The sequence below is a fragment of the Lysinibacillus sp. NPDC056959 genome (assembly GCF_042674095.1).
Classification (GTDB): domain Bacteria; phylum Bacillota; class Bacilli; order Bacillales_A; family Planococcaceae; genus Lysinibacillus; species Lysinibacillus zambalensis.
On the sequence record NZ_JBHURE010000015.1, the window covers coordinates 55,690 to 75,645 of the forward strand.

Here is a 19,956-nt window from a genome sequence, read left to right on the forward strand (position 1 = left end):
TTTATCTTTATTTATTTATTTATTTAGCATTTGGAATACTTGTTCAACGTCTTTGTCTCCACGACCAGAGATATTGATAATAATGCTTTCTTCTGGAGATAATGTTGGCGCAAGCTTAAGTGCATGAGCCACGGCGTGGGAGCTTTCAAGTGCAGGAATAATGCCTTCAACCTTTGATAGCACTTGGAAGGCTTCAAGCACCTCTTCATTCGTCACCGTTACGTATTCTCCACGACCAATTGTTTTTAAATAGCTATGCTCTGGACCAGCTCCAGGATAATCTAGTCCAGCGGCAATCGAATAGGTTGGTAATGGATTGCCTTCTGCATCTTGCAGTACTAAACATTTGAAGCCGTGTAATTCACCCGGTGTTCCTTCATTTAATGTGGCAGCCTTATCTGGCTCAATACCGATGAGGCGAACGTTTTCATCTGCAATATACTCTGCAAACGCACCGATCGCATTACTACCGCCGCCGACACAAGCAAGTACTGCTGCTGGTAGCTTGCCTTCCTTTTCTAAAATTTGTTCGCGACTTTCACGGCTAATAACGGATTGGAAATGCTTCACCATTGAAGGGAACGGGTGAGGCCCAACAGCAGAACCTAGTAAATAGAAAGTCGTCTCGTAGTTTTCTACTAAATCAGCAAATGCTTCATCCACTGCATCCTTTAATCGCCCTTGACCTTTATCAACAGCTACTACCTTTGCACCAAGAAGCTCCATACGGAAGACGTTTAATGCTTGGCGTTTTGTATCCTCTAAACCCATATAAATTGTGCAATCCATCCCGAACATTGCACAAGCAGTTGCTGTTGCTACACCATGCTGACCTGCACCTGTTTCGGCGATAACACGATGAGCACCCATGCGCTTGGCCAATAAAATCTGTCCAAGAACGTTATTAATTTTATGTGAACCAGTATGGTTAAGATCTTCACGTTTTAAATAAATTTTTGCGCCACCTAATTGTTTTGTTAAATTTTCAGCAAAATAAAGTGGAGATTTGCGTCCAACATATTCACGGAAATAATAATTTAGCTCTTTATTAAAGTCTTCATCGTCTTTATATTTTTGAAAGTTTTCATCTAAAATACTTAAAACATTTTGAAGCTCATCAGGAACAAAGCTACCGCCAAATTCACCAAAATATCCTTTTTTCTCTGCTACTGTACTCATCTTCTCTCGACTCCTCTATCTAATTTTCCCATAAAAAAAAGCCACTACAATCCTTCTGTAAAAAGGACGAGTAACCGTGGTGCCACCTTCATTCGCAATAATTGCGCGCTTTCGTACTCCGATAACGGGGAGTAACTTCGTCCTCACATTTGATGAGGCTGCTCCAAAGTCCATTCACAAGTAGGTACTACTGATTTGCACCAACCATCAGCTCTCTTTAAGTACTAGCGCTTGCTACTATTCTTTTTCCTAGCATTTATTGAAATGAATTGTAGAATATTTTCAGAATATTGTCAAGGTGTCTGTGCAAAGAAAGCCACTTGTTCCTCGTCATCATTGGCGACGTCTGCAGAAAGAAAAAAAGACGAACTGTTCGCAAACAATAAAGCCGTTAAATAAAGTTGGTTTAAAAATAAAGAACAATGTTAGTGTCACTAACGGGCAAGCTAATTTAAGAAGGCTATAACTAATAATAAACTCTTTAATTCTTTATAAAAGCAAAATCACTATTGATTCTACCGTTACGTTAGAAACTATAATGAATGAATTAAAAGAAAAGGAGAAATATAGATGTATCCGATTGGTCAATTTTCGAAGAAGACAGGTGTCTCGATCCGAACTCTTCGCTATTATGATGAAATGAATTTGTTAAAGCCATCTTACATTTCGGAAACGGGACGTAGATTTTATGAAAATGAGGATATCATTACACTACAAAAAATTACAGAATTAAAAACGTTAGGATTTTCGTTAAAAGATATTCAACAGCTAATGAGGCAATCACAATGGGACATAACAGAATCTTTAGAGTACCAAAAGGAGAAATTGCTTCATAAATTGGTGGACATTAAAAAGAATATTGAACTACTTGAATATACAATTTCGCTAGCCCAATCAAATCAGGTAATCGAACCAGAGATATTTATTGCATTAATTCAAAATAATTTACACATGGAATCTCAGCAGCGATGGTTAAAAGGTTATTTTCCAAATGAAATTGTAGATGAAATTTATGCAGTATCAAATAGTCACAACGTTCGTTACGATGCACAGTTAATAAAAATTATCAATCAATTGAAAATAGCTTATAAGAACCAATTTACGGATACCGAAGTACATACTATTCTCAAAGAGTTTTTTTCTCTACTACCACTTGAACTATTTAATCGATTACTAACAGAACCAAAACTAATGGAGATACAGGTGGATAGAATGTTATTTTCGTCACCATTTAGTAAACAAGAAGAAGAATGGTTAATTGAAAAATTAGAGTACATGCTAAAGGAGTATAAAACAAAATGAATATACTATTATGGGGATTCATTGGGTTTACTCTTTTATATGAACCAATTATAGGTTATTGGTTATATCAAAGATTTAAAATACGTGTTCTGACTAATCCAACAAGCAGGATACACTATTATAAGATTGTTATGCTAGGTTTGTGGTTACCAACACTTATTATTTTAATAGTAGTGGTAAATTCTGAACTTACATTAGAAGAACTACGTGTAATAATGCCTAGTATTAACACAAAAGCATTAGGAACAATTGTTACATATATTGTTATAGGGGTAGCTCTATTATATAGTGTTTTACTTTTATATTATGCGATTGGATATTTTATAAGTGATAAAGTTAAAAATAAGATGAAAATAACGAAGCAAAAACAAATGAAGCAAATAGCGTTTACTGAGTTACTACCTGTTACAAAGAAAGAAAAAGCTATTTGGAATCAAGTGGCATGGACAGCGGGGGTCACAGAAGAAATTATTTACCGTGGATTGCTTATATTTGCATTTAACACATTATTTACAGAGTGGTCAATTTGGTTCGTTCTATTGTGTACCTCCATAATATTTGGTCTTGCACATACATATCAGAGTTTATCTGGTGTCATTCGGACAACCATTTTTGGCTTTGTATTCGGGATGCTTGCAGTCGCATTGAATTCCATTATACCTTTAATACTTCTTCATGCTTTGATTGATTACGTGGGGAAATTAGGTGATGAGAATGAAAAGGATTTAAAATAATATATTATTTTCTTTCTGATTATCCATTGCAACACTCTTTTGGTAAGTATTAAATTTTATTTATATGAAAAATATTAGAATTAAACATAAGCTATGTTATTGATTTTTATTCTTTAATTGAATACAACAAAAAGGAGGAACGGTGAAACCGTTCCTCCTTTTATTAAACACTACTCTATTAAGATCCGTCAGTTAAATTAAATTTTTGAAGTTTAAGCGTTTGTTCAATACATACATAATCGGTGCACCAACCGCCAAGACAACAAATTCACCTGCAGCAACAGTTAACCATGTCCAGAAGAATGGTAATTCTAACGCTAAATTCAATTCAAATGCAATGATGAACATTGTGCATGTAAATAACAATGTATTGATGATTAAACGTGCCCAAATATTTTTGACAAATTTACAAATAAGAATGAACAACCCAAGAGTAATCATCGAATGGCCTACACCGAAAACTAAATCATAGATGCCAAGTGGTGAAAAGAGGTTAGAGATGAATACACCAATAATAATCCCAACAGCAAAGCGTGGATTAAATGCAACTAAATGGTTAAACATTTCCGATATTCGGAACTGCACCTCTGTAAAACCAAATGGCGCGACTAATAATGTAATAGCAATGTAAAGTGCTGCAATAATGCCACTCGTTGCTAAAAATTTTATTTTCATATTTATTTCTCCTTAGTTTTTTTACGTGGGATGGTTACGAACCACGTGAAGCAAATGCAATCATATCAATGTTCATGCTTATTTGTAAATAGCAAAGTGTAAAATTTGTGTAAAATCATAAAGCAGCAAGTACACTCATTGTATTTTTTTCATCCTCTTCGGGAGCTCTTTAATCAAGTGTGTATAAATACGAATAGTTGTATCTACGTCTGCATTTCCAAGTCTTTCTGAAACATACTGCACAGAAATTCCCTTGTAAAACAAAATACTAGCATTCGTTGCTGGTACTAATGATAAAAATGGATATTGAATTAATTGTGCAATGTCCATAAGACACCTTCCTTTTTGTATAATAAAAGCCCTCTACAATCTGTGGAAGGCATAAAAATAACGCTAGCTTATGCTGCGTTTACTTGTTTTCGTTATTGAGTAATGCTTGTACAGCTTCTCGCCACAACAACGGCACCTGATCAACTGTTGGCAAATTCTCTTTAATTAAATCCTAATATAGTTTAGCCATTATAAAACCTCCTTGTTTGTTAATGTTTCTACTAATTCAGCAACAGCTAATTGATTCACTATCTTGTCTCGTGAGAACTGGTTGCTATTACATTTGTTATTCTACTTGATTTGATTTTTGGCTTAGACTTCTATTTAACAGGCTTCACATTAGCATTATTTCTATACAAAGAAGGTGGTTCAATCGCAGAAAACCTTCAAACATTAGGTGTAGATATGCCAGGAATTGTTGGAGAATCACTTGAAAAATTTAATAAAGAAGGTGGGAGCAAATGACTTATATTATCGAACAACGCTTGATGTCAGGATTGCCAAACTACGCTTTGACAGCTGCTAAATACGTCATTGCCCATGAATCAGGGAATCCAAACAACTGTGGCTCAAATGCTTTAGAAAATGAAATTGCATACATGAACCGTAATAATGCCAATGCGTTCACATCACATTGGGTAGGCGGTGGAGGTAAATTGTACAAGTTGCGCCAGTTAATCGTGTGCAGTACGGTTGTTGCCCTAAAGGTAATCCACTTAGCTACGCACAAGTAGAGTTGGCTCGTACAAATGATAAGGAGCAATTTAAAAAGGATTACGCTGCTTATATTTGGCTTTTAAGAGAACTTGCTAAAAGTACTGGAATACCTGTTGTGCTAGATGGAACAGGTAACGACATTAAGTCACACCGTTGAATTACGGACAATTTAAAGGGTACAACACATAGAGATCTATTTTCGTATTTGCAGAGCATGGGGATTTCAGAGGAACAATTCAAATTAGACATTAAAAACGGCTTAGATAAACGAACTGAAAATGATGATGATAAAATGCAATTCACAAACGAAACTACAAAAGCTGCAGTACGTGACTACATTAAACAATCTGTAGACAAAAAGGTAATAGATAAGTCGTGGTTAGATAAATTCGATTCTGGAACTATGACAAATGGTGATTATGAAGGTTTGAAACTTATCATTGCACAGCGTAGTAAGTAAAATGTAAAGACCAAGATAGCTTAATTACCGTCTTGGTCTTTTCTCACTTGTTTTTTATCATTAGACGCCCATTTATAAAGGAACATAAAGAAAAAGGTCATGAAGGTTTTTAAAAAGTTCATACACCACTCAAACTTATCAAACTTAAAATAATCATATGCAACAAAAGAAACAAAGATTAAAAAGAAAAATACGATTGTTAAAATAGCTTTTCGAATATTAATATCCAAAATAAAAGACGCCCCTTTTAAGATTTCTTTATTTAAATAAGTATAACATTTTAATATTTTACAATAAATGCTTTATTTTCCATACTTATATTGGAATAGTTACAGATATAAAATATATTATAAAAAAGGGAGGATTTTACATTTTTAAAAAAATTAAATATCTAGCAACTATTATTGTATCTGTCATGATGTATGCATTTATAGTTAGTCCTATTGCAAATGCACAGGAAAGTCCATTCACAACTGAGGAACAACGAATTGAAGAAGTCGAAGAACAATTAAAATTTATTTGGGAAGAAGCATCTATTAAAGATGGGTCCGGTAAAATTATCGGTATTGATCTTGAAAAAATTGAAAATAAATATGGACCAAGCACTGTTGAAGATCAGAAAGCTGTAGAAGATATTATTGATTTTAATTTATCAAAAGGCGGCGCCTTAAATGAAGGAATTAATAATAAAGATCAATCAGGTATTATTGTGGCTTATAATGTTGCTGTTGATAGATGTGTAAATAGTAAAGTAGCTGATTATTTTGGTGCATTTCTTGCACCATCAGCATGGACTTTGCTTTACCAAATGTTAAATGAAGGTAAATATAAAGATGCTGCAAAACATTTAATTAATTTTGGTGTAAAAGGTAATGTTTTTGTAATTGCAGGTTCATTAACATCAATATTATGGCACTGTCTTAACAACCAAGAGGATTGGCAATGATATAATTTTATTAAAACTCGTTTTTTAAACACTTATTACTAACACACAGAAAAAACTTAAGCCCAGGTACTCAGGTGCTGCACCCCAAAAGTTAGAGTAATAAATCTAACTTTTGGGGTGTTTTTGTATGGCGAAATATAGCCAAGGCTTTAAATTAAAGATTGTTCAAGAGTATTTAAAAGGAAATCTAGGATACCTATTATTAGCGCAAAAATATGGGATTCCATCTCCAACTCCAATCAAACGTTGGGTTAGGGCTTATAAAGCTTTTGGAGAAAAAGGTTTACAACTGAAAACAAAGCATGATGTTAGAAGTCGTGGATCTGGCCGATCACTTGTTAAAATAGTACTTTTAACAAGTGACCATTTCAGTAGTTTAAAACACTAAATAATTAAGCAAATTTTGGGGCAATGGTGAGTGGAGGCTCTATTGATTGAAAATGGACGTACAAAATAGTGGGGGATGAATATATCCGATGACTATGAACAGCGCTTTTAGACATTACTCCTCTAAAGTATTTTTAATTTCTTCTATTTCAAAAATTAAATCGTTCACTTGTTTCTTGAATTCATCTGTATATTCTAATTCCTCTTCCATTTCTTTTGTATACTCTAAGGCATTTAGGGTGAAATCCAGAGCAAATTCAAATAGACTGTCACATAGATTAGAAATGATTGTATCAATATTTCCTGTAGTTGCATTTTGATGTTCTTGTGAATAAGAAGGTTGATTTAAATCGATTTTATCATTATTCATGGTATTCCTCCTTTTTGGGAACGGCACTAATCTCATATGCATCATATGCATTAAATGTAAAAAGGGGGACTAAAATGAACACTTTCTGTAGATCTACTAGCAAGAAATAAATGAATATTGCACGTCTAACCATAAAGGGAGTAATACTTCTAAAGCACTCGCAGGTTGTTTTTATTCAGCAATTTAAGACGTTACTCAAACTTCTAATATATCCCTTTACTCAAAGTAGTTGGCTAGTAGAAAACTTGAAAAAGTAAGAGCGAATTAAACCTGTTATAAGGCCTGACATTTTCACTGTCAGGTTTTTTAGTTTTTACATATATTACTTAAAATTAGATGTCGGAAAAATAACTTCGCTAAATTGTAAAAAAATTTTTTGTTATGTTAGAAAAAGAAATCAAATTGTAAAAACAGCGTAGTTTAGCGGTTTAAAGCGACAAATTGATTGAAAAGAAAAATATTCGACTGGAATTAATAGTCAGAAGATTCATAATGTTGTTGACGAACCTTGCTAATAACGATAATATAGCGATACGTTCACACTTCGCTTGGATAAAGTGTGATAAATATAAGAGATCAAAATCGGGGGGATTATTTGTGAAAAGCAATTTAAAAAAGCTTTCGTTCCTGTTATTTGGGTTAGTTTTAATACTTGCTGCTTGTGGTGGCAGTGGTTCTAGTTCGTCGGATTCGAAAGGGAACGGAACGAATAACGCAAGTGAGAGCGGTAATGCAGACGATAAAACATATAAGATCGGGATTACTCAAATTGTGGAGCATCCATCTTTAAATGCTGCAACTGAAGGTTTCAAAAAAGCGATTGAAGAATCAGGCTTAAAAGTAGATTACGATCCACAAATAGCGCAAGGGGATAACAGTCTTAACACGACGATTGCAAACAATCTAGTAAGTGCAAACGTAGATTTAATCTTTGCGAACTCTACGCCTTCTGCACAAGCGGCAGCAACAGCAACTAGCGATATTCCAATTATCTTTACTTCTGTAACAGATGCTGTTGGCGCACAGCTCATTGATTCTATAGAGAAGCCAGGGAAAAATGTAACAGGAACAATCGATTTACATCCTGATACTATTTCGAAAACAGTGGCGTTCTTAAAGGATTTGGGAGCGAAAAAAGTAGGGATGGTTTACAATGCTGGTGAGCAAAACTCAGTGGCACAAGTAAAAGAAGTGAAAAAAGTGATGGATGAGCAAGGCTTAACGGTGGTTGAGGCATCTGCGGCAACGTCTGCAGAAGTAAAACAAGCTGCTGAATCGTTAATCGGTAAAGCTGATGCATTCTATATTATTACTGATAATACAGTAGTTTCGGCACTTGAGTCTGTCATTGATGTAGCGAATGCTAATAAATTACCATTAGTTGTAGGTGAGCTTGACTCTGTGGCACGTGGTGGCTTAGGTGCATATGGTTTTGAATATTTCGACATCGGTTATGAAGCAGGGCAAATGGCTGTGAAGATTCTAAAAGGTGAAGGAACTCCTGCTGATATTCCAGCTCAATATCCACAAAAGCTAAAACTATTAATCAATAAAAAAGTAGCAGATGATTTAGGAATCGACATTAAAGATTCTTGGGGTGCGGAGCTTTTAGAAAAGTAATGACCTGACATATCATCTTATGGAGCGAAGCGGGGGAGAACTAAAACTGCCTCCGCTTTATCTTCTTTTAGAGTGTTTTGGGGCGATGGTGAATTCATGTAATTCCTATTTAAAATTTGCCTAGTATCATAACGTAGGGTTGATTTCCGTTCCGACTGGGCGCTTTGCTGCTGCCGCTTCGCTTTCGCACAGTTAAAACATTTGTAGCTGCCGCTTTGCTTTCGCACAGTTAAAACATTTGTAGCTGCCGCTTTGCTTTCGCTACAGAAAACATTTGTTGTTACTGTCGCTTCGCTTTCGTACAGATAAAACAATTGTAGCTGTCGCTACGCTTTCGCACAGAGCAAAGCTTCCTGGGGGCGTCCGATGAGTCGCTTGGGCCAACAGATGTCTTTTGCGCGAAAGCGTGAGTGCAACGTAGCGGCAGCAGCAGGATGTTGGTCACGAAGGCGTTATCACAGGATGTGATGCTCTTAGCCTTCGTTCCCCTATCGCTGATCCCCAAGGAGTCGCCCAGTCTCCACTCCAATCAACTTATATACATTGAATAGTATTAATTAAATCATCTCCAACTTTTGGTGATGAGCCATTATTGAACAAGTGGATTTAGTAAAGCTTTCTACAAGTGAGCACGGAACCTACTCCTGGCAATATGAATGTTGGTCACGAAGGTTTTATCACAGTCGTCGCGCTAAATCCCTAGATTTTTTATGTATGGATTTCAATGGTCTTAATTTTAAGCTCCATCGTTTAAATGGATGGATCTCAGATAAGAATTTTTAATGAAAATTAGTTTAAGAAATTATTAGGAGATGATTCAACTATGTTTATAGCAATTTTTGGCGCAACGGAGCAAGGAATCATCTATGCGATTATGGCACTTGGTGTGTATTTAACATTCCGCGTGTTAGATTTTCCGGATTTAACGGTTGATGGAAGCTTTGTAACAGGGGCGGCTACAGCGGCGACGATGATTCTGCTTGGCTACCACCCGATCTTAGCGACTTTAGTGGCAATTGTTGCTGGATTTATTGCTGGATGTATGACAGGAATTCTTCACACAAAGGGGAAAATTAATCCTCTATTATCGGGGATTTTAATGATGATTGCTTTGTATTCTATTAACCTACGTATTATGGGATCCACTGCAGAAAATACGATAGGTCGTCCGAATATTCCACTTTTAAATTCAGAAACTTTATTTTCAAAGTTTCAAGCATTTTGGAGTAATTTAGGAATCGATACGGCATTAAATAACGTGCTAAAAGGTTTTGGTGTTCAGCAACAACCTTCAACATGGAGCACAATAATCGTAGTATTAATCATCACGATTTTAATTAAGTTTATTGCAGACTGGTTCTTGAAAACAGAAATCGGCCTGGCTATTCGAGCAACTGGTGATAATAAGCGTATGATTCGTAGTTTCTCGGCAAACACAGATACTCTTATTATTCTTGGGCTTGGACTTTCTAATGCACTTGTCGCATTTTCGGGAGCTTTAATCGCTCAATATTCGAAGTTCTCAGATGTAAGTATGGGGATCGGGATGATTGTTATCGGTCTGGCATCTGTAATTATCGGCGAAGCAATCTTCGGTACAAAAACGATTATGCGCACAACTTTCGCCGTCATTGCCGGAGCTATCATTTACCGCATTATTTTAGCATTAGCTTTACGAGTAGACTTCCTTGATTCAGGAGATATGAAATTAATAACAGCTATCATTGTTATTATAGCGTTGATTTTACCTCAATTTATCAATAAGAGTAAGGAGCACAAGCGTAGGGTGAAGCGCGCAGCGGAGAAAACACGAGTAAAGACGGTTGAGCAGGGAGGGAAGGACCTTGCTTAAATTACACGGTATTAATAAGGTTTTCAATGAAGGTACGCCTGATGAAAAAATTGCACTTGCAGAAATTAATTTGCACTTAAAGCCAGGGGATTTCGTCACAATTATCGGCAGTAATGGTGCTGGTAAATCGACTATGATGAATATGATTTCTGGCGCACTAACACCAGACTTTGGCACGGTTTCAATTGATGGAAATGAGGTTACGTCTTTACCAGAATATAAGCGCTCCCATTACATCGGTCGCGTATTCCAGGATCCAATGGCTGGTACAGCACCAACAATGACGATTGAGGAAAATTTAGCATTAGCTTACTCACGTAATAAGAGTAGAGGTATGCGTTTCGGTGTTGATAAAAAGCGTCGAGAATTTTTTAAGGAATCGTTGGAGATGTTGGGCTTAAATTTGGAAAATCGTCTGTCTGCAAAAGTTGGCTTACTGTCGGGAGGTGAGCGTCAGGCGCTGTCTCTTTTAATGGCGACCTTCACGAAGCCTTCGATTTTATTGCTAGATGAGCATACTGCGGCACTTGACCCATCTCGTGCCGAGTTAATCACACGTATTACGAAATATTTAGTCGAGAAAGACAACTTAACGACCTTAATGGTCACGCACAATATGCAACAAGCTTTAGACTTAGGAAATCGACTGATTATGATGGATAAAGGTCAAATTATTTTAGAGGTTGGCGAGGATCGCAAGCATGAATTAACTATCCCAGATTTAATGGCAGAGTTCAAACGTATCCGCGGTGAGAAAATGAACTCAGACCGTGCGTTACTAGGATAATAAACGATAAAACGCTCATACATAGGTGTGGGCGTTTTTTCGTTGGATATCGATATTTTTAAAAAGTTGGGTGATAAAGCAATAAAGTTGGTTGATGAAAAGCTGAAAATTCAGTTAATATTAGAAGAAGTACATTATAATCTAGCTAAAGGAGGTGAAAAAATGTTACTCAAAAAGCGTGAAGTTTCATCAAAGCAACTCACATTAGAAATGCTTGAAAGGCGATTACCGAAATCTCACCCAAAAACTACTTACTATCAAGAAATGCTAAATAGAACAAGAGCGGGGTATGCAGGTGAGCAACGAGTAGATCAAGAATGGCAAAGTATCTATTTAGAGCAAACGCATTATTTATTACATGATGTTGTGCTTAAAGAAGAAGGTGGATTCATACATCAAATGGATACATTGTTGATGGCGCAGAACTTCATTTTAATAGTGGAAATTAAAAATATCGTTGGGCGTGTAGAATATATGGAAGATAACCATCAATTTATTCGAATTACGTCTGATGACAAAGTAGATGGTTTTCGCAATCCCTTTGACCAAGTGAAGCGGCACGCCGGAATGTTGCGTAGATTAGTTCAAATGAGTGGGCATCATATACCGATTGAATATATAGTCGTTTCTGCAAATCCGAATATGATTATGACGTCCAGTTTGTCCGCGCAACCGATTTTTCATGTGAGTGGCTTGGCTGAGAGGGTAGAGCAGTTGTTCAAGCAACATCAACGAGCCTATTTAAGTAAAGAAGTTTTAAGAGAATTCTCTGAACGTATTCTAAAGATGCATAAACCGGCACATTGGACGCTAGATATGAAAGTGGATGAACTAAAGAAAGGTGTATTATGCTTTAAGTGCGATTATCGATTTGTCATGCACTATCGTCAAGGTAAGTGGCGGTGTGAGAATTGTGGTGGGGGAGATGATCAAGCATTCAATAATGCACTGAAAGATTACCGTCATATGTATGGTGAATTTATATCCAACAGTTTATTTCAAGATTTTTTCGGTATCTCTTGCGCTAAAACGGTATATAAAATATTGAAGTCTTTGCAGCTTCAAGAAGTAGGTGCAAAGAAGGGGCGGAAGTATATTATTAAATAATATAGTCTATCAATGCGGTCAGATAGACTGTATTTTCTAAAATGTTCCGATAAATTAATAAATCATTCCGATAAAATCTAAAATTGTTCCGATAAATCTCAAAATTGTTCCGATAAAACACAAAATCATTCCGATAAACCTCTCATCCACACAAAAAAGCCACACTCACATAGCAAGTGTGACTCTTTATTTTAGACGAGTAAGCCGAATAGTTGAATGTCGTTGTTTACTTCTTTGTATTTGAAGCCGAATTCATTCATGCGTACTAGTAAACCTTCGTAGTCTTCTCGATTGCCGAGTTCGATGCCGACTAAGGCAGGACCACTTTCTTTGTTGTTTTTCTTAGTATATTCGAAAGTTGTAATGTCGTCATTTGGTCCTACAACGCTTGTTAAGAATTGGCGAAGGGCGCCGGCACGTTGTGGGAAGCTTACGATGAAGTAGTATAGTAAGCCTTCGTGAATTAAAGATTTTTCTTTAATCTCCTGCATACGACCGATATCATTATTACCACCACTAATGATGATAACGACTGATTTGCCTTTAATTTCCTCTTTATAAGAATCGAGGGCTGCTACTGATAATGCTCCAGCAGGCTCTGCGATAATGGCGTGTTTATTGTAAAGATCTAAGATGGTTGTACATACTTTCCCTTCTGGTACTAGTACGATGTCGTCTAAGTAGCGACGACAAACATCGTATGTGTGATTACCGACGCATTTTACCGCGGCCCCATCTACGAATTTGTCAATCCAATCAAGTGCCACTGCGCCGCCTTCTGCAAATGCAGCTTTCATACTGCCTGCCCCAGCAGGTTCTACACCGATAATTTTGCTATGAGGAGAAAGGTTTTTCACATAGGCAGAAACACCGGACATTAAGCCACCGCCACCAATACTACCAAATACGTAGTCAATTGGCTCCTCCATGTCATTCATAATTTCAACAGCGACAGTTCCTTGACCAGCAATGACATCAAAATCATCAAATGGGTGGATAAAGATTTTTTCGTGCTCTTCACAGTAAGCTAATGCACCTTCTGCAGAATCATCAAAAGTATCACCTGCTAAAATAATTTCTACATAATCACGACCAAACATACGAACTTGGTCGATTTTTTGTTTAGGCGTTGTTTGAGGCATAAAAATACTTGCTTGAATTTTCAATTGTGCACAGGCGTAGGCAACACCTTGAGCATGATTGCCCGCACTTGCGCAAACAACGCCAGTTTTACGAGCCTCTTCTTCAATTTTTTTAATCTTATAATAGGCACCACGAAGTTTAAATGAGCGTACATGCTGTAAATCTTCGCGTTTAAAATAAATATTAGCTCCGTATTTCTCGGATAAATAGTCATTTTTTTGTAGCGGCGTGTGCACCACTACGTCTTTTAAGAAATGATGTGCAATCAAGATATTTTCTACTTGCACGGTTCTAGTGTCAGCAGCTTCCATAATATTCATCCTCCGTTATGCGTATAAAACATTTATCTATGATAGCACACTTTATAAGCTTTTTGTCATTAATTTTTAGTAAATTCTAAATTTTCGGTGTCTATTTAATGCAAAATAGATTTATTCGAGAATTTTTTGGAGAAATATAGGATGCACGCATTTCCTCATAACGGAAATGGTCCAGCATATACTAGAATACCTTAGGACAAGTAGGAGGGTATGTAATTGGAAATCATTCAAGGAATTCTATCTACATACATTCAATTTTTCAATTGGGAAATGTGGAAAGAAATTTTGACTGACCCTGTATCTTGGGGGTTAATATCAACACTTATTATAATAGAAGGTTTGCTTTCGGCTGATAACGCACTTGTATTAGCTGTGCTAGTGAAGCATTTGCCAACCAAGCAACGCAAACGAGCATTAATGTACGGAATGTTGGGAGCCTATTTTTTCCGATTTTTATTTATTGGGGTAGGCGTTTACTTGGTAGAATTCTGGTTTATTAAAGTGCTAGGAGCTCTGTATTTAGGTTGGCTATGTGTCGCTCATTTCTTACAGATAGGGGAAGCTGATAGTGCTAAGGAAATGAAAAAAACAGGGTTGATGGTTCGCATTTTTGGAACGTTTTGGGCAACCGTTATTTCTGTAGAACTGATGGATATTGCCTTTTCAATTGATGCGATTTTTGCAGCCTTTGCGATATCCAATCAAATTTGGATATTACTCATCGGGGGAGTACTAGGTATTTTAATGATGCGAACGATTGCAGGCTTATTTTTAGTCATTATTGAAAAAATACCAGAATTAGAGGCAACAGCATTTATTATAATTGGTATTATTGCACTGAAAATGCTAGCTAGCGTCATCGGTATTCACATTCCGCATTATATGTTTTTCGTTGTGCTAATTATTATATTTGCTATAACCTTCATGATTCATTTCTTAAAAAAAATGAGGACCGCTTAACATAAAAGCGGATCTGTTCTCCATTTAAAAAGAGGACAGATCCGCTTTATTGTCAGTAACAAAACGAAAACTTTTATTTTACATAATGATCAGGATTCACAATATAGAACTTTTCAATATTAAGCCAGCTTTCGCTCATTGGTTCACCGTCATCGATGCGTTTTTCTGTTTCTTGCATCATCCAAGCAGTTTGGGATGAGTGTGCTTGTAAGGCACTAATTTTATCTGCCTTCATTTCGCTTATATTGACGACAACATGTGGCTCCCCATTTTTTTCAATCGTATCATTTGCAAAGGCACAGCCCAATACTTGTGGACGAGCGGCTTTTGGCATACGACGAACAGCTTCTACTACTGCACGTGCTGTTGCCTCATGGTCAGGATGCACTGCAAAACCAGGTAAGAATGTAAAGATAAGAGAAGGCATTAACTCTTCAATTAAACCTTCAACAAGCTTTACCATTTTTTCATCGTCTTCAAATTCAATCGTTTTATCACGGAAACCAAGCATACGTAAATCTTGTATGCCCATAGCATCTGCTGCTGCAATAAGCTCCTTACGTCGAATTTCTGGTAAGGATTCACGTGTTGCAAAAGGTGGATTTCCTAAATTACGCCCCATTTCGCCTAAAGTTAAACAGGCATATGTAACAGGTGTATTCATTTTCTTCGTATAGTAGGCAATTGTTCCAGCAATTGAAAAAGCCTCATCATCTGGGTGAGGGTAAACAATTAAAATATGACGTTGTGGTTGTAAATTCAAAAAGTCGTCCCCCTTAATAAGCAAACGGCGTTTCGCTAATTTCAAGTGCAATCGCCAGTTTACCTGAGTAATCTAGTCCAGCCATTAATAAACGGCCGAGATCATCTAGTTCAAAATGTGTGATGCCTTGTGCATAAACCCAGCCATGTGCCATTTTCAAGCCAACACGATGGGGTGAATCATCTACCACTTTAGCAAGTTCATAGTTGATTTTAGCATTACGAATAAAAGCACCTGCATTAAAAAATTTTTCATCAAAGTGTGCTGCATAAGAACCGTTCGTCGTCTCAAGATGGATATAAACGTCTTTGTTGGCGAAAGAATTCAATAATTCCTGTAACGTCTTTACTTGTACCTCTTGCATCTTAACACTCCTCTCGATTATTTCTATTTAAGTATAGTCAAAAAAGATGACAAAGGGAAATTGAAAGGCTTTTGTTGTCAAAATAACAATAAATGCTGTTGGTAAAATACAGAAATTTCTTTATCTTAAGATAATTATATTTACTATTTGTATAGGGTTAATTACTTGAAAAAGTTATTCTAATGTATCAATATAGGACACATGAAACGGGTTTATATAAATTGTGTCGTTATAATTTGTATGCGGTTTCATAAATAAAATATGGGGAGATTGATACTATGATTTATGCAAATCCTAATACTCCGGGCGCAGTAGTAAATTTCAAAGAAAAATATGATAACTTTATCGGTGGCGAATGGGTTCCTCCAGTAAAAGGGCAATACTTTGAAAATAAAACACCTGTAACAGGTCAAGTTTTCACAAAAGCAGCTCGTTCAACAGTTGAAGATATTGAGCTTGCTCTTGATGCAGCACACGCAGCAAAAGATGCATGGGGGAAAACAAGCGCAACTGAGCGTGCATCTATTTTAAATAAAATCGCAGATCGTATTGAAGAAAACTTAGAAAAGATCGCTGTTGCAGAAACATGGGATAATGGTAAAGCGGTTCGCGAAACTTTAAACGCAGATATTCCTTTAGCAATTGATCACTTCCGCTATTTTGCAGGTGTCATCCGTGCACAAGAAGGGCGTACAACACAATTAGATAACGACACTGTTGCATACCACTTCCAAGAGCCACTAGGTGTAGTTGGCCAAATCATTCCTTGGAATTTCCCAATCTTAATGGCTGCTTGGAAAATTGCTCCTGCACTTGCAGCAGGTAACTGTATTGTGATGAAACCAGCTGAGCAAACGCCAGTTTCATTATTAGTGTTAATTGAAACAATTCAAGATATCCTACCAAAAGGCGTACTTAACATTGTAAACGGCTTTGGTGTTGAAGTTGGTAAACCACTTGCAACGAACAAACGAATTGCAAAAATTGCTTTTACTGGTTCAACAGCAGTTGGTCGCCAAATTATGCAATATGCAACTGAAAATATTATTCCTGTAACGTTAGAGCTAGGTGGTAAATCACCAAACGTATTCTTTGAGGACGTAATGGCTTCAGATGATGAATATTTAAATAAAGCAATTGAAGGCTTTGTGATGTTCGCATTAAATTCAGGTGAAATTTGTACTTGTCCTTCACGTGCACTTGTTCAAGAGTCCATTTACGATAAATTTATTGAACTAGCAATAGAACGCGTAAAAGCTATTAAAATTGGTAATCCATTAGATACCGAAGTCATGATGGGTGCTCAAGCTTCTAACGAACAAAAACAAAAAATCCTTTCTTACTTAAAACTTGGTAAAGAAGAAGGTGCTGAGTGCTTAATTGGTGGAGAAGAAAATATTCTTGAAGGCGATCTTGCAGGCGGTAACTACATTAAACCAACAGTATTCAAAGGTCATAATAAAATGCGAATCTTCCAAGAAGAAATCTTTGGTCCAGTGCTTGGCGTAACTACATTCAAAGATTTCGATGAAGCAATGGAAATTGCAAATGATACAGAATATGGTTTAGGTGCTGGTGTTTGGTCACGTTCTGGTGACATTGCATATCGTGCAGGCCGAGCTATTCAAGCTGGTCGTGTGTGGACAAACACTTATCATCAATATCCAGCAGGTGCTGCATTTGGTGGATTCAAACTTTCTGGTATCGGTCGTGAAAACCACGCAATGATGTTAGATCACTACCAACAAACTAAATGCCTTCTAGTGAGCTACAAAAAAGAAGCACAAGGATTTTTCTAATACCAGAGGATGAATAACAACATGGTAGAACGAGTTACTGCAACAAAAGAGGCTTTAAATTTGATAGAACTAATTAAGAGTCGGCATGGCGCTATCATGTTTTATCAATCTGGGGGTTGCTGTGATGGCTCTGCACCGATGTGTTATGTAGAAGGAGACTTTAAAATTGGAGAAAACGATATCTATCTTGGTAAAATAGGTGACGTTCCTTTTTACATTCATAGAGCGCAATATGAATATTTTAAGCATACGCAATTGATTATTCATGCGATTGAGGGAAGAGGTGCAAGTTTTTCTTTAGATAGTGTTGAAAATATGCATTTCATTACGAACTCTAGAGTATTCACAACAGAAGAGTATAAAGAAGTAATAAAGCTCTTTTAACTTCTTTCAGCGCATGTTTTGTGTAGCGACAGGTAAGGAAGTCTCCCATCTCTATAGATGGTGAGATGAATGCGGGTTTAAGTTACTATTTCAGCAGGTGTCCAAACACCTACACCTGTCGCTACGCTTTCGGTTTAATAGACATTTGCTGAAATAGAGGGTCTCAGTCTAAGAACGCCACGTCCTGTGGCATTATCGAAATGATCGACATCGTGTCAACCCTCCTACAGGCCTAAGCATAAAGCCGAATCCAGACGCAATTATGCCGAAGTATAATTGATGGCATCCTTTAATCTATGAAGATGTATCGAGCAATATTCTTGAAAAAAATATTGAAATATATCAATATAATAAAGGTGAAAGCAATTTTGTACAAAATGTGTCGTTTTGTATTGTATGAGGTTTCACAACTGAAAAGATACTGCGACCACGATTTCTTCTTGAATTGACGGATAAGAAGTGCATAGTGTTGAAGGGAATTAAAAACTAGGTAATAACGAAATCTATCTTGGTACAATAGATGACGTTCCTTTAACATTTTATGCATGGCCACGGCAAGGAAAGAAGACGGAAAGCTAATTATCATAGTATAGTAAATAGCCGCGATTCTCTTTTATGACGGAGAATCGCGGCTTTTTATAATGTTTGGTTTTTGGGAGTATGTATTTGTTAATATCGGTTGAGTTTTCGTTCAATGGAATCTAGACGATTGTTGAGATGTTGTAGATGCTTGTGCATGTTTCTAAACTGTAAATTTTGATTTTGTGCGTTTGAGGTTCTTGTTTGTTCCAGTTGCTCTTCCTCTTGCAATGCTAAAATGGTGGAGAGGGTTGCTAATGAATATCCTATTGTTAAAATCATTGAAGATATCACTTCTACTTTGGTAGACGTTATATCTCCAGCTAGAATACCTGTGCCTTCACCTAGGAGACCGGCTTCTTGACCACCTAGATTAGTTGGATCAACATTTATGTTTTGTTGTTTACGTCTTTTCATTTTTCTCCCTCCCATATACAGCTAATATATGGTATAGGAAGAAGTAGCGTATCTTGTCCTGAGCTTTTTACATTTGAGTAATAATTCCCTAGGTTCTAAGTTTAAATTTCTTAATTTTCCGTCAATTTATTTGATTTTTATGGAAAAATAGAGCAATATAGTAAAAATAAACAGTCGTTTTTAGGGGGGATAGATGTGAATAAAGACTTTAAATATTGTAAAGAATCAAGAGTCATGCGTACAAGTCGGGTTTTTCCGAATGATATTAACAATCATAATACACTGTTTGGTGGTCGATTAATGAGTGATATCGATCAAGTAGCTTCAATTTCTGCTGCGAAGCATAGTCGTAGAGATTGTGTAACAGCCTCAACGGATTCAGTAGACTTCTTGCATCCAATACGCCAAACTGATTCTGTATATTTCGAATCATATGTATCGTGGACAGGAACATCTTCAATGGAGGTTTTCGTAAAGGTTATTTCTGAGAATTTGAAAACGGGTGAACGAAAGGTAGCGGCTACAGCATTATTAACCTTTGTTGCATTAGATGAAAATAATAAACCAACTCCAGTTCCATCTGTCATTCCGGAAACAGTAGAGGAGACAAAGCTACATGAAACCGCAGCTGTACGAGCAAAAGCGCGTGCAGAGCGTAAAAAGGAAAGTAAGGCTTTGGCCAAATTCATTTCGATGAACAATCCATGGGATTAACGGCTTTAAATGATGGGGAACCACTATATGTAAAAGAGGCATCTGAT

23 protein-coding genes, 1 pseudogene, 1 riboswitch and 1 other annotated feature are annotated in these 19,956 nt (G+C 36.6%); of the genes and pseudogenes, 14 read left to right on the top strand and 10 right to left on the bottom strand.

Annotated features, from left to right (window positions below; translation table 11 throughout):
- Nucleotides 1-15 precede the first annotated feature (15 nt).
- Nucleotides 16-1,179, bottom strand: coding sequence for a tryptophan synthase subunit beta (trpB, locus tag ACFTQ7_RS16480; protein ID WP_386829983.1), 1,164 nt, complete (start codon nt 1,177-1,179; stop codon nt 16-18).
- Nucleotides 1,180-1,238: 59 nt separating this feature from the next.
- Nucleotides 1,239-1,439 (bottom strand) — a binding site (T-box leader).
- Nucleotides 1,440-1,749: 310 nt separating this feature from the next.
- On the opposite strand from trpB, the gene ACFTQ7_RS16485 reads away from it, so the two are divergent.
- Together ACFTQ7_RS16485 and ACFTQ7_RS16490 are read left to right on the top strand one after the other, a co-directional pair.
- Nucleotides 1,750-2,481 (top strand): MerR family transcriptional regulator, encoded by a 732-nt coding sequence (locus tag ACFTQ7_RS16485; protein WP_386829984.1) that lies wholly within the window; start codon nt 1,750-1,752, stop codon nt 2,479-2,481.
- Nucleotides 2,478-3,215 carry a CPBP family intramembrane glutamic endopeptidase gene (locus ACFTQ7_RS16490; RefSeq protein ID WP_386829985.1) on the top strand — a complete coding sequence of 246 codons (738 nt, stop codon included), beginning with the start codon at nt 2,478-2,480 and terminating at the stop codon, nt 3,213-3,215. Before ACFTQ7_RS16485 ends, ACFTQ7_RS16490 begins: the two co-directional genes overlap by 4 nt.
- 192 nt (nt 3,216-3,407) lie before the next feature.
- On the opposite strand, the gene ACFTQ7_RS16495 is transcribed toward ACFTQ7_RS16490, so the two are convergent.
- Nucleotides 3,408-3,890, bottom strand: a complete 483-nt coding sequence (locus ACFTQ7_RS16495) for a QueT transporter family protein (protein WP_386829986.1) — start codon at nt 3,888-3,890, stop codon at nt 3,408-3,410.
- Nucleotides 3,891-3,896: 6 nt separating this feature from the next.
- Nucleotides 3,897-3,941, bottom strand: a riboswitch (PreQ1 riboswitch).
- A gap of 84 nt (nt 3,942-4,025) precedes the next feature.
- The gene (locus ACFTQ7_RS16500; RefSeq protein WP_386829987.1) at nt 4,026-4,220 is read right to left on the bottom strand and encodes a site-specific integrase; all 195 of its coding nucleotides are present in this window, start codon (nt 4,218-4,220) and stop codon (nt 4,026-4,028) included.
- A gap of 276 nt (nt 4,221-4,496) precedes the next feature.
- Between ACFTQ7_RS16500 and ACFTQ7_RS16505 the strand changes: the two genes are divergently transcribed.
- Entirely contained in the window at nt 4,497-4,685 is a 189-nt protein-coding gene (locus ACFTQ7_RS16505; protein WP_386830026.1) for a phage holin family protein, read from the top strand.
- Nucleotides 4,682-5,397 (top strand): annotated as a pseudogene (locus ACFTQ7_RS16510) (N-acetylmuramoyl-L-alanine amidase). Before ACFTQ7_RS16505 ends, ACFTQ7_RS16510 begins: the two are co-directional and overlap by 4 nt.
- Before the next feature lie 20 nt (nt 5,398-5,417).
- On the opposite strand, the gene ACFTQ7_RS16515 reads toward ACFTQ7_RS16510, so the two are convergent.
- Nucleotides 5,418-5,627 (bottom strand): hypothetical protein, encoded by a 210-nt coding sequence (locus tag ACFTQ7_RS16515; protein ID WP_386829988.1) that lies wholly within the window; start codon nt 5,625-5,627, stop codon nt 5,418-5,420.
- A gap of 185 nt (nt 5,628-5,812) precedes the next feature.
- Between ACFTQ7_RS16515 and ACFTQ7_RS16520 the strand changes: the two genes are divergently transcribed.
- Both ACFTQ7_RS16520 and ACFTQ7_RS16525 read left to right on the top strand, forming a co-directional pair.
- Nucleotides 5,813-6,343, top strand: a complete 531-nt coding sequence (locus ACFTQ7_RS16520) for a hypothetical protein (protein ID WP_386829989.1) — start codon at nt 5,813-5,815, stop codon at nt 6,341-6,343.
- 127 nt (nt 6,344-6,470) lie between these two features.
- Nucleotides 6,471-6,731 carry a helix-turn-helix domain-containing protein gene (locus tag ACFTQ7_RS16525; RefSeq protein ID WP_386829990.1) on the top strand — a complete coding sequence of 87 codons (261 nt, stop codon included), beginning with the start codon at nt 6,471-6,473 and terminating at the stop codon, nt 6,729-6,731.
- A gap of 4 nt (nt 6,732-6,735) precedes the next feature.
- Here ACFTQ7_RS16525 and ACFTQ7_RS16530 read toward each other — a convergent pair whose 3' ends face one another.
- Both ACFTQ7_RS16530 and ACFTQ7_RS16535 read right to left on the bottom strand, forming a co-directional pair.
- Entirely contained in the window at nt 6,736-6,846 is a 111-nt protein-coding gene (locus tag ACFTQ7_RS16530; RefSeq protein WP_386829991.1) for a DUF1259 domain-containing protein, read from the bottom strand.
- On the bottom strand, nt 6,846-7,100 hold the full coding sequence (locus tag ACFTQ7_RS16535; RefSeq protein ID WP_349660704.1) for a hypothetical protein: 255 nt from the start codon (nt 7,098-7,100) through the stop codon (nt 6,846-6,848). The genes ACFTQ7_RS16530 and ACFTQ7_RS16535 overlap by 1 nt, the downstream gene beginning before the upstream one ends.
- A gap of 597 nt (nt 7,101-7,697) precedes the next feature.
- Here ACFTQ7_RS16535 and ACFTQ7_RS16540 point away from each other — a divergent pair.
- The 4 genes from ACFTQ7_RS16540 (at nt 7,698) to ACFTQ7_RS16555 (ending at nt 12,466) form a co-directional block, all read left to right on the top strand.
- Nucleotides 7,698-8,720, top strand: a complete 1,023-nt coding sequence (locus tag ACFTQ7_RS16540; RefSeq protein ID WP_386829992.1) for an ABC transporter substrate-binding protein — start codon at nt 7,698-7,700, stop codon at nt 8,718-8,720.
- 823 nt (nt 8,721-9,543) lie between these two features.
- Nucleotides 9,544-10,572 (top strand): ABC transporter permease, encoded by a 1,029-nt coding sequence (locus ACFTQ7_RS16545; protein WP_386829993.1) that lies wholly within the window; start codon nt 9,544-9,546, stop codon nt 10,570-10,572.
- Nucleotides 10,565-11,359, top strand: a complete 795-nt coding sequence (locus ACFTQ7_RS16550; RefSeq protein ID WP_386829994.1) for an ABC transporter ATP-binding protein — start codon at nt 10,565-10,567, stop codon at nt 11,357-11,359. Before ACFTQ7_RS16545 ends, ACFTQ7_RS16550 begins: the two co-directional genes overlap by 8 nt.
- Nucleotides 11,360-11,521: 162 nt before the next feature.
- Entirely contained in the window at nt 11,522-12,466 is a 945-nt protein-coding gene (locus tag ACFTQ7_RS16555; RefSeq protein ID WP_386829995.1) for a nuclease-related domain-containing protein, read from the top strand.
- Between the two features lie 191 nt (nt 12,467-12,657).
- Here the strand turns inward: ACFTQ7_RS16555 and ilvA are convergent, their stop codons facing one another.
- Nucleotides 12,658-13,920: a threonine ammonia-lyase IlvA gene (ilvA, locus tag ACFTQ7_RS16560; protein WP_349660699.1), complete on the bottom strand. Its 1,263-nt coding sequence runs from the start codon at nt 13,918-13,920 to the stop codon at nt 12,658-12,660.
- Between the two features lie 225 nt (nt 13,921-14,145).
- Here ilvA and ACFTQ7_RS16565 point away from each other — a divergent pair, with 225 nt between their 5' ends.
- Complete coding sequence (locus ACFTQ7_RS16565; RefSeq protein ID WP_349660698.1) at nt 14,146-14,889, top strand: TerC family protein; 744 nt, start codon at nt 14,146-14,148, stop codon at nt 14,887-14,889.
- Nucleotides 14,890-14,962: 73 nt separating this feature from the next.
- Here the strand turns inward: ACFTQ7_RS16565 and bshB2 are convergent, their stop codons facing one another.
- Together bshB2 and ACFTQ7_RS16575 are read right to left on the bottom strand one after the other, a co-directional pair.
- Nucleotides 14,963-15,652 carry a bacillithiol biosynthesis deacetylase BshB2 gene (gene bshB2 / locus ACFTQ7_RS16570; RefSeq protein ID WP_349660697.1) on the bottom strand — a complete coding sequence of 230 codons (690 nt, stop codon included), beginning with the start codon at nt 15,650-15,652 and terminating at the stop codon, nt 14,963-14,965.
- A 13-nt stretch (nt 15,653-15,665) separates the two neighbouring features.
- Nucleotides 15,666-16,016, bottom strand: coding sequence for a YojF family protein (locus ACFTQ7_RS16575; RefSeq protein ID WP_079559334.1), 351 nt, complete (start codon nt 16,014-16,016; stop codon nt 15,666-15,668).
- A 278-nt stretch (nt 16,017-16,294) separates the two neighbouring features.
- Between ACFTQ7_RS16575 and exaC the strand changes: the two genes are divergently transcribed.
- Both exaC and ACFTQ7_RS16585 read left to right on the top strand, forming a co-directional pair.
- Nucleotides 16,295-17,815, top strand: coding sequence for an acetaldehyde dehydrogenase ExaC (gene exaC / locus ACFTQ7_RS16580; RefSeq protein ID WP_386829996.1), 1,521 nt, complete (start codon nt 16,295-16,297; stop codon nt 17,813-17,815).
- Between the two features lie 21 nt (nt 17,816-17,836).
- On the top strand, nt 17,837-18,199 hold the full coding sequence (locus tag ACFTQ7_RS16585; protein ID WP_386829997.1) for a DUF779 domain-containing protein: 363 nt from the start codon (nt 17,837-17,839) through the stop codon (nt 18,197-18,199).
- Nucleotides 18,200-18,868: 669 nt separating this feature from the next.
- On the opposite strand, the gene ACFTQ7_RS16590 is transcribed toward ACFTQ7_RS16585, so the two are convergent.
- A complete protein-coding gene (locus tag ACFTQ7_RS16590) occupies nt 18,869-19,195 on the bottom strand; it encodes a hypothetical protein (RefSeq protein WP_349660694.1) in 327 nt (108 codons plus the stop codon).
- Nucleotides 19,196-19,429: 234 nt separating this feature from the next.
- Between ACFTQ7_RS16590 and ACFTQ7_RS16595 the strand changes: the two genes are divergently transcribed.
- Complete coding sequence (locus ACFTQ7_RS16595) at nt 19,430-19,909, top strand: acyl-CoA thioesterase (protein ID WP_349660714.1); 480 nt, start codon at nt 19,430-19,432, stop codon at nt 19,907-19,909.
- The last annotated feature ends 47 nt before the right edge of the window (nt 19,910-19,956 follow it).

Coding starts and splice junctions, on each gene's coding strand:
- trpB (WP_386829983.1), bottom strand. CDS start 1,179: ATGAGTACAGTAGCAGAGAAAAAAGGATATTTTGGTGAATTTGGCGGT.
- ACFTQ7_RS16485 (WP_386829984.1), top strand. CDS start 1,750: ATGTATCCGATTGGTCAATTTTCGAAGAAGACAGGTGTCTCGATCCGA.
- ACFTQ7_RS16490 (WP_386829985.1), top strand. CDS start 2,478: ATGAATATACTATTATGGGGATTCATTGGGTTTACTCTTTTATATGAA.
- ACFTQ7_RS16495 (WP_386829986.1), bottom strand. CDS start 3,890: ATGAAAATAAAATTTTTAGCAACGAGTGGCATTATTGCAGCACTTTAC.
- ACFTQ7_RS16500 (WP_386829987.1), bottom strand. CDS start 4,220: ATGGACATTGCACAATTAATTCAATATCCATTTTTATCATTAGTACCA.
- ACFTQ7_RS16520 (WP_386829989.1), top strand. CDS start 5,813: ATGATGTATGCATTTATAGTTAGTCCTATTGCAAATGCACAGGAAAGT.
- ACFTQ7_RS16525 (WP_386829990.1), top strand. CDS start 6,471: ATGGCGAAATATAGCCAAGGCTTTAAATTAAAGATTGTTCAAGAGTAT.
- ACFTQ7_RS16530 (WP_386829991.1), bottom strand. CDS start 6,846: ATGTCTAAAAGCGCTGTTCATAGTCATCGGATATATTCATCCCCCACT.
- ACFTQ7_RS16535 (WP_349660704.1), bottom strand. CDS start 7,100: ATGAATAATGATAAAATCGATTTAAATCAACCTTCTTATTCACAAGAA.
- ACFTQ7_RS16545 (WP_386829993.1), top strand. CDS start 9,544: ATGTTTATAGCAATTTTTGGCGCAACGGAGCAAGGAATCATCTATGCG.
- ACFTQ7_RS16555 (WP_386829995.1), top strand. CDS start 11,522: ATGTTACTCAAAAAGCGTGAAGTTTCATCAAAGCAACTCACATTAGAA.
- ilvA (WP_349660699.1), bottom strand. CDS start 13,920: ATGGAAGCTGCTGACACTAGAACCGTGCAAGTAGAAAATATCTTGATT.
- ACFTQ7_RS16575 (WP_079559334.1), bottom strand. CDS start 16,016: ATGCAAGAGGTACAAGTAAAGACGTTACAGGAATTATTGAATTCTTTC.
- exaC (WP_386829996.1), top strand. CDS start 16,295: ATGATTTATGCAAATCCTAATACTCCGGGCGCAGTAGTAAATTTCAAA.
- ACFTQ7_RS16585 (WP_386829997.1), top strand. CDS start 17,837: ATGGTAGAACGAGTTACTGCAACAAAAGAGGCTTTAAATTTGATAGAA.
- ACFTQ7_RS16590 (WP_349660694.1), bottom strand. CDS start 19,195: ATGAAAAGACGTAAACAACAAAACATAAATGTTGATCCAACTAATCTA.
- ACFTQ7_RS16595 (WP_349660714.1), top strand. CDS start 19,430: ATGCGTACAAGTCGGGTTTTTCCGAATGATATTAACAATCATAATACA.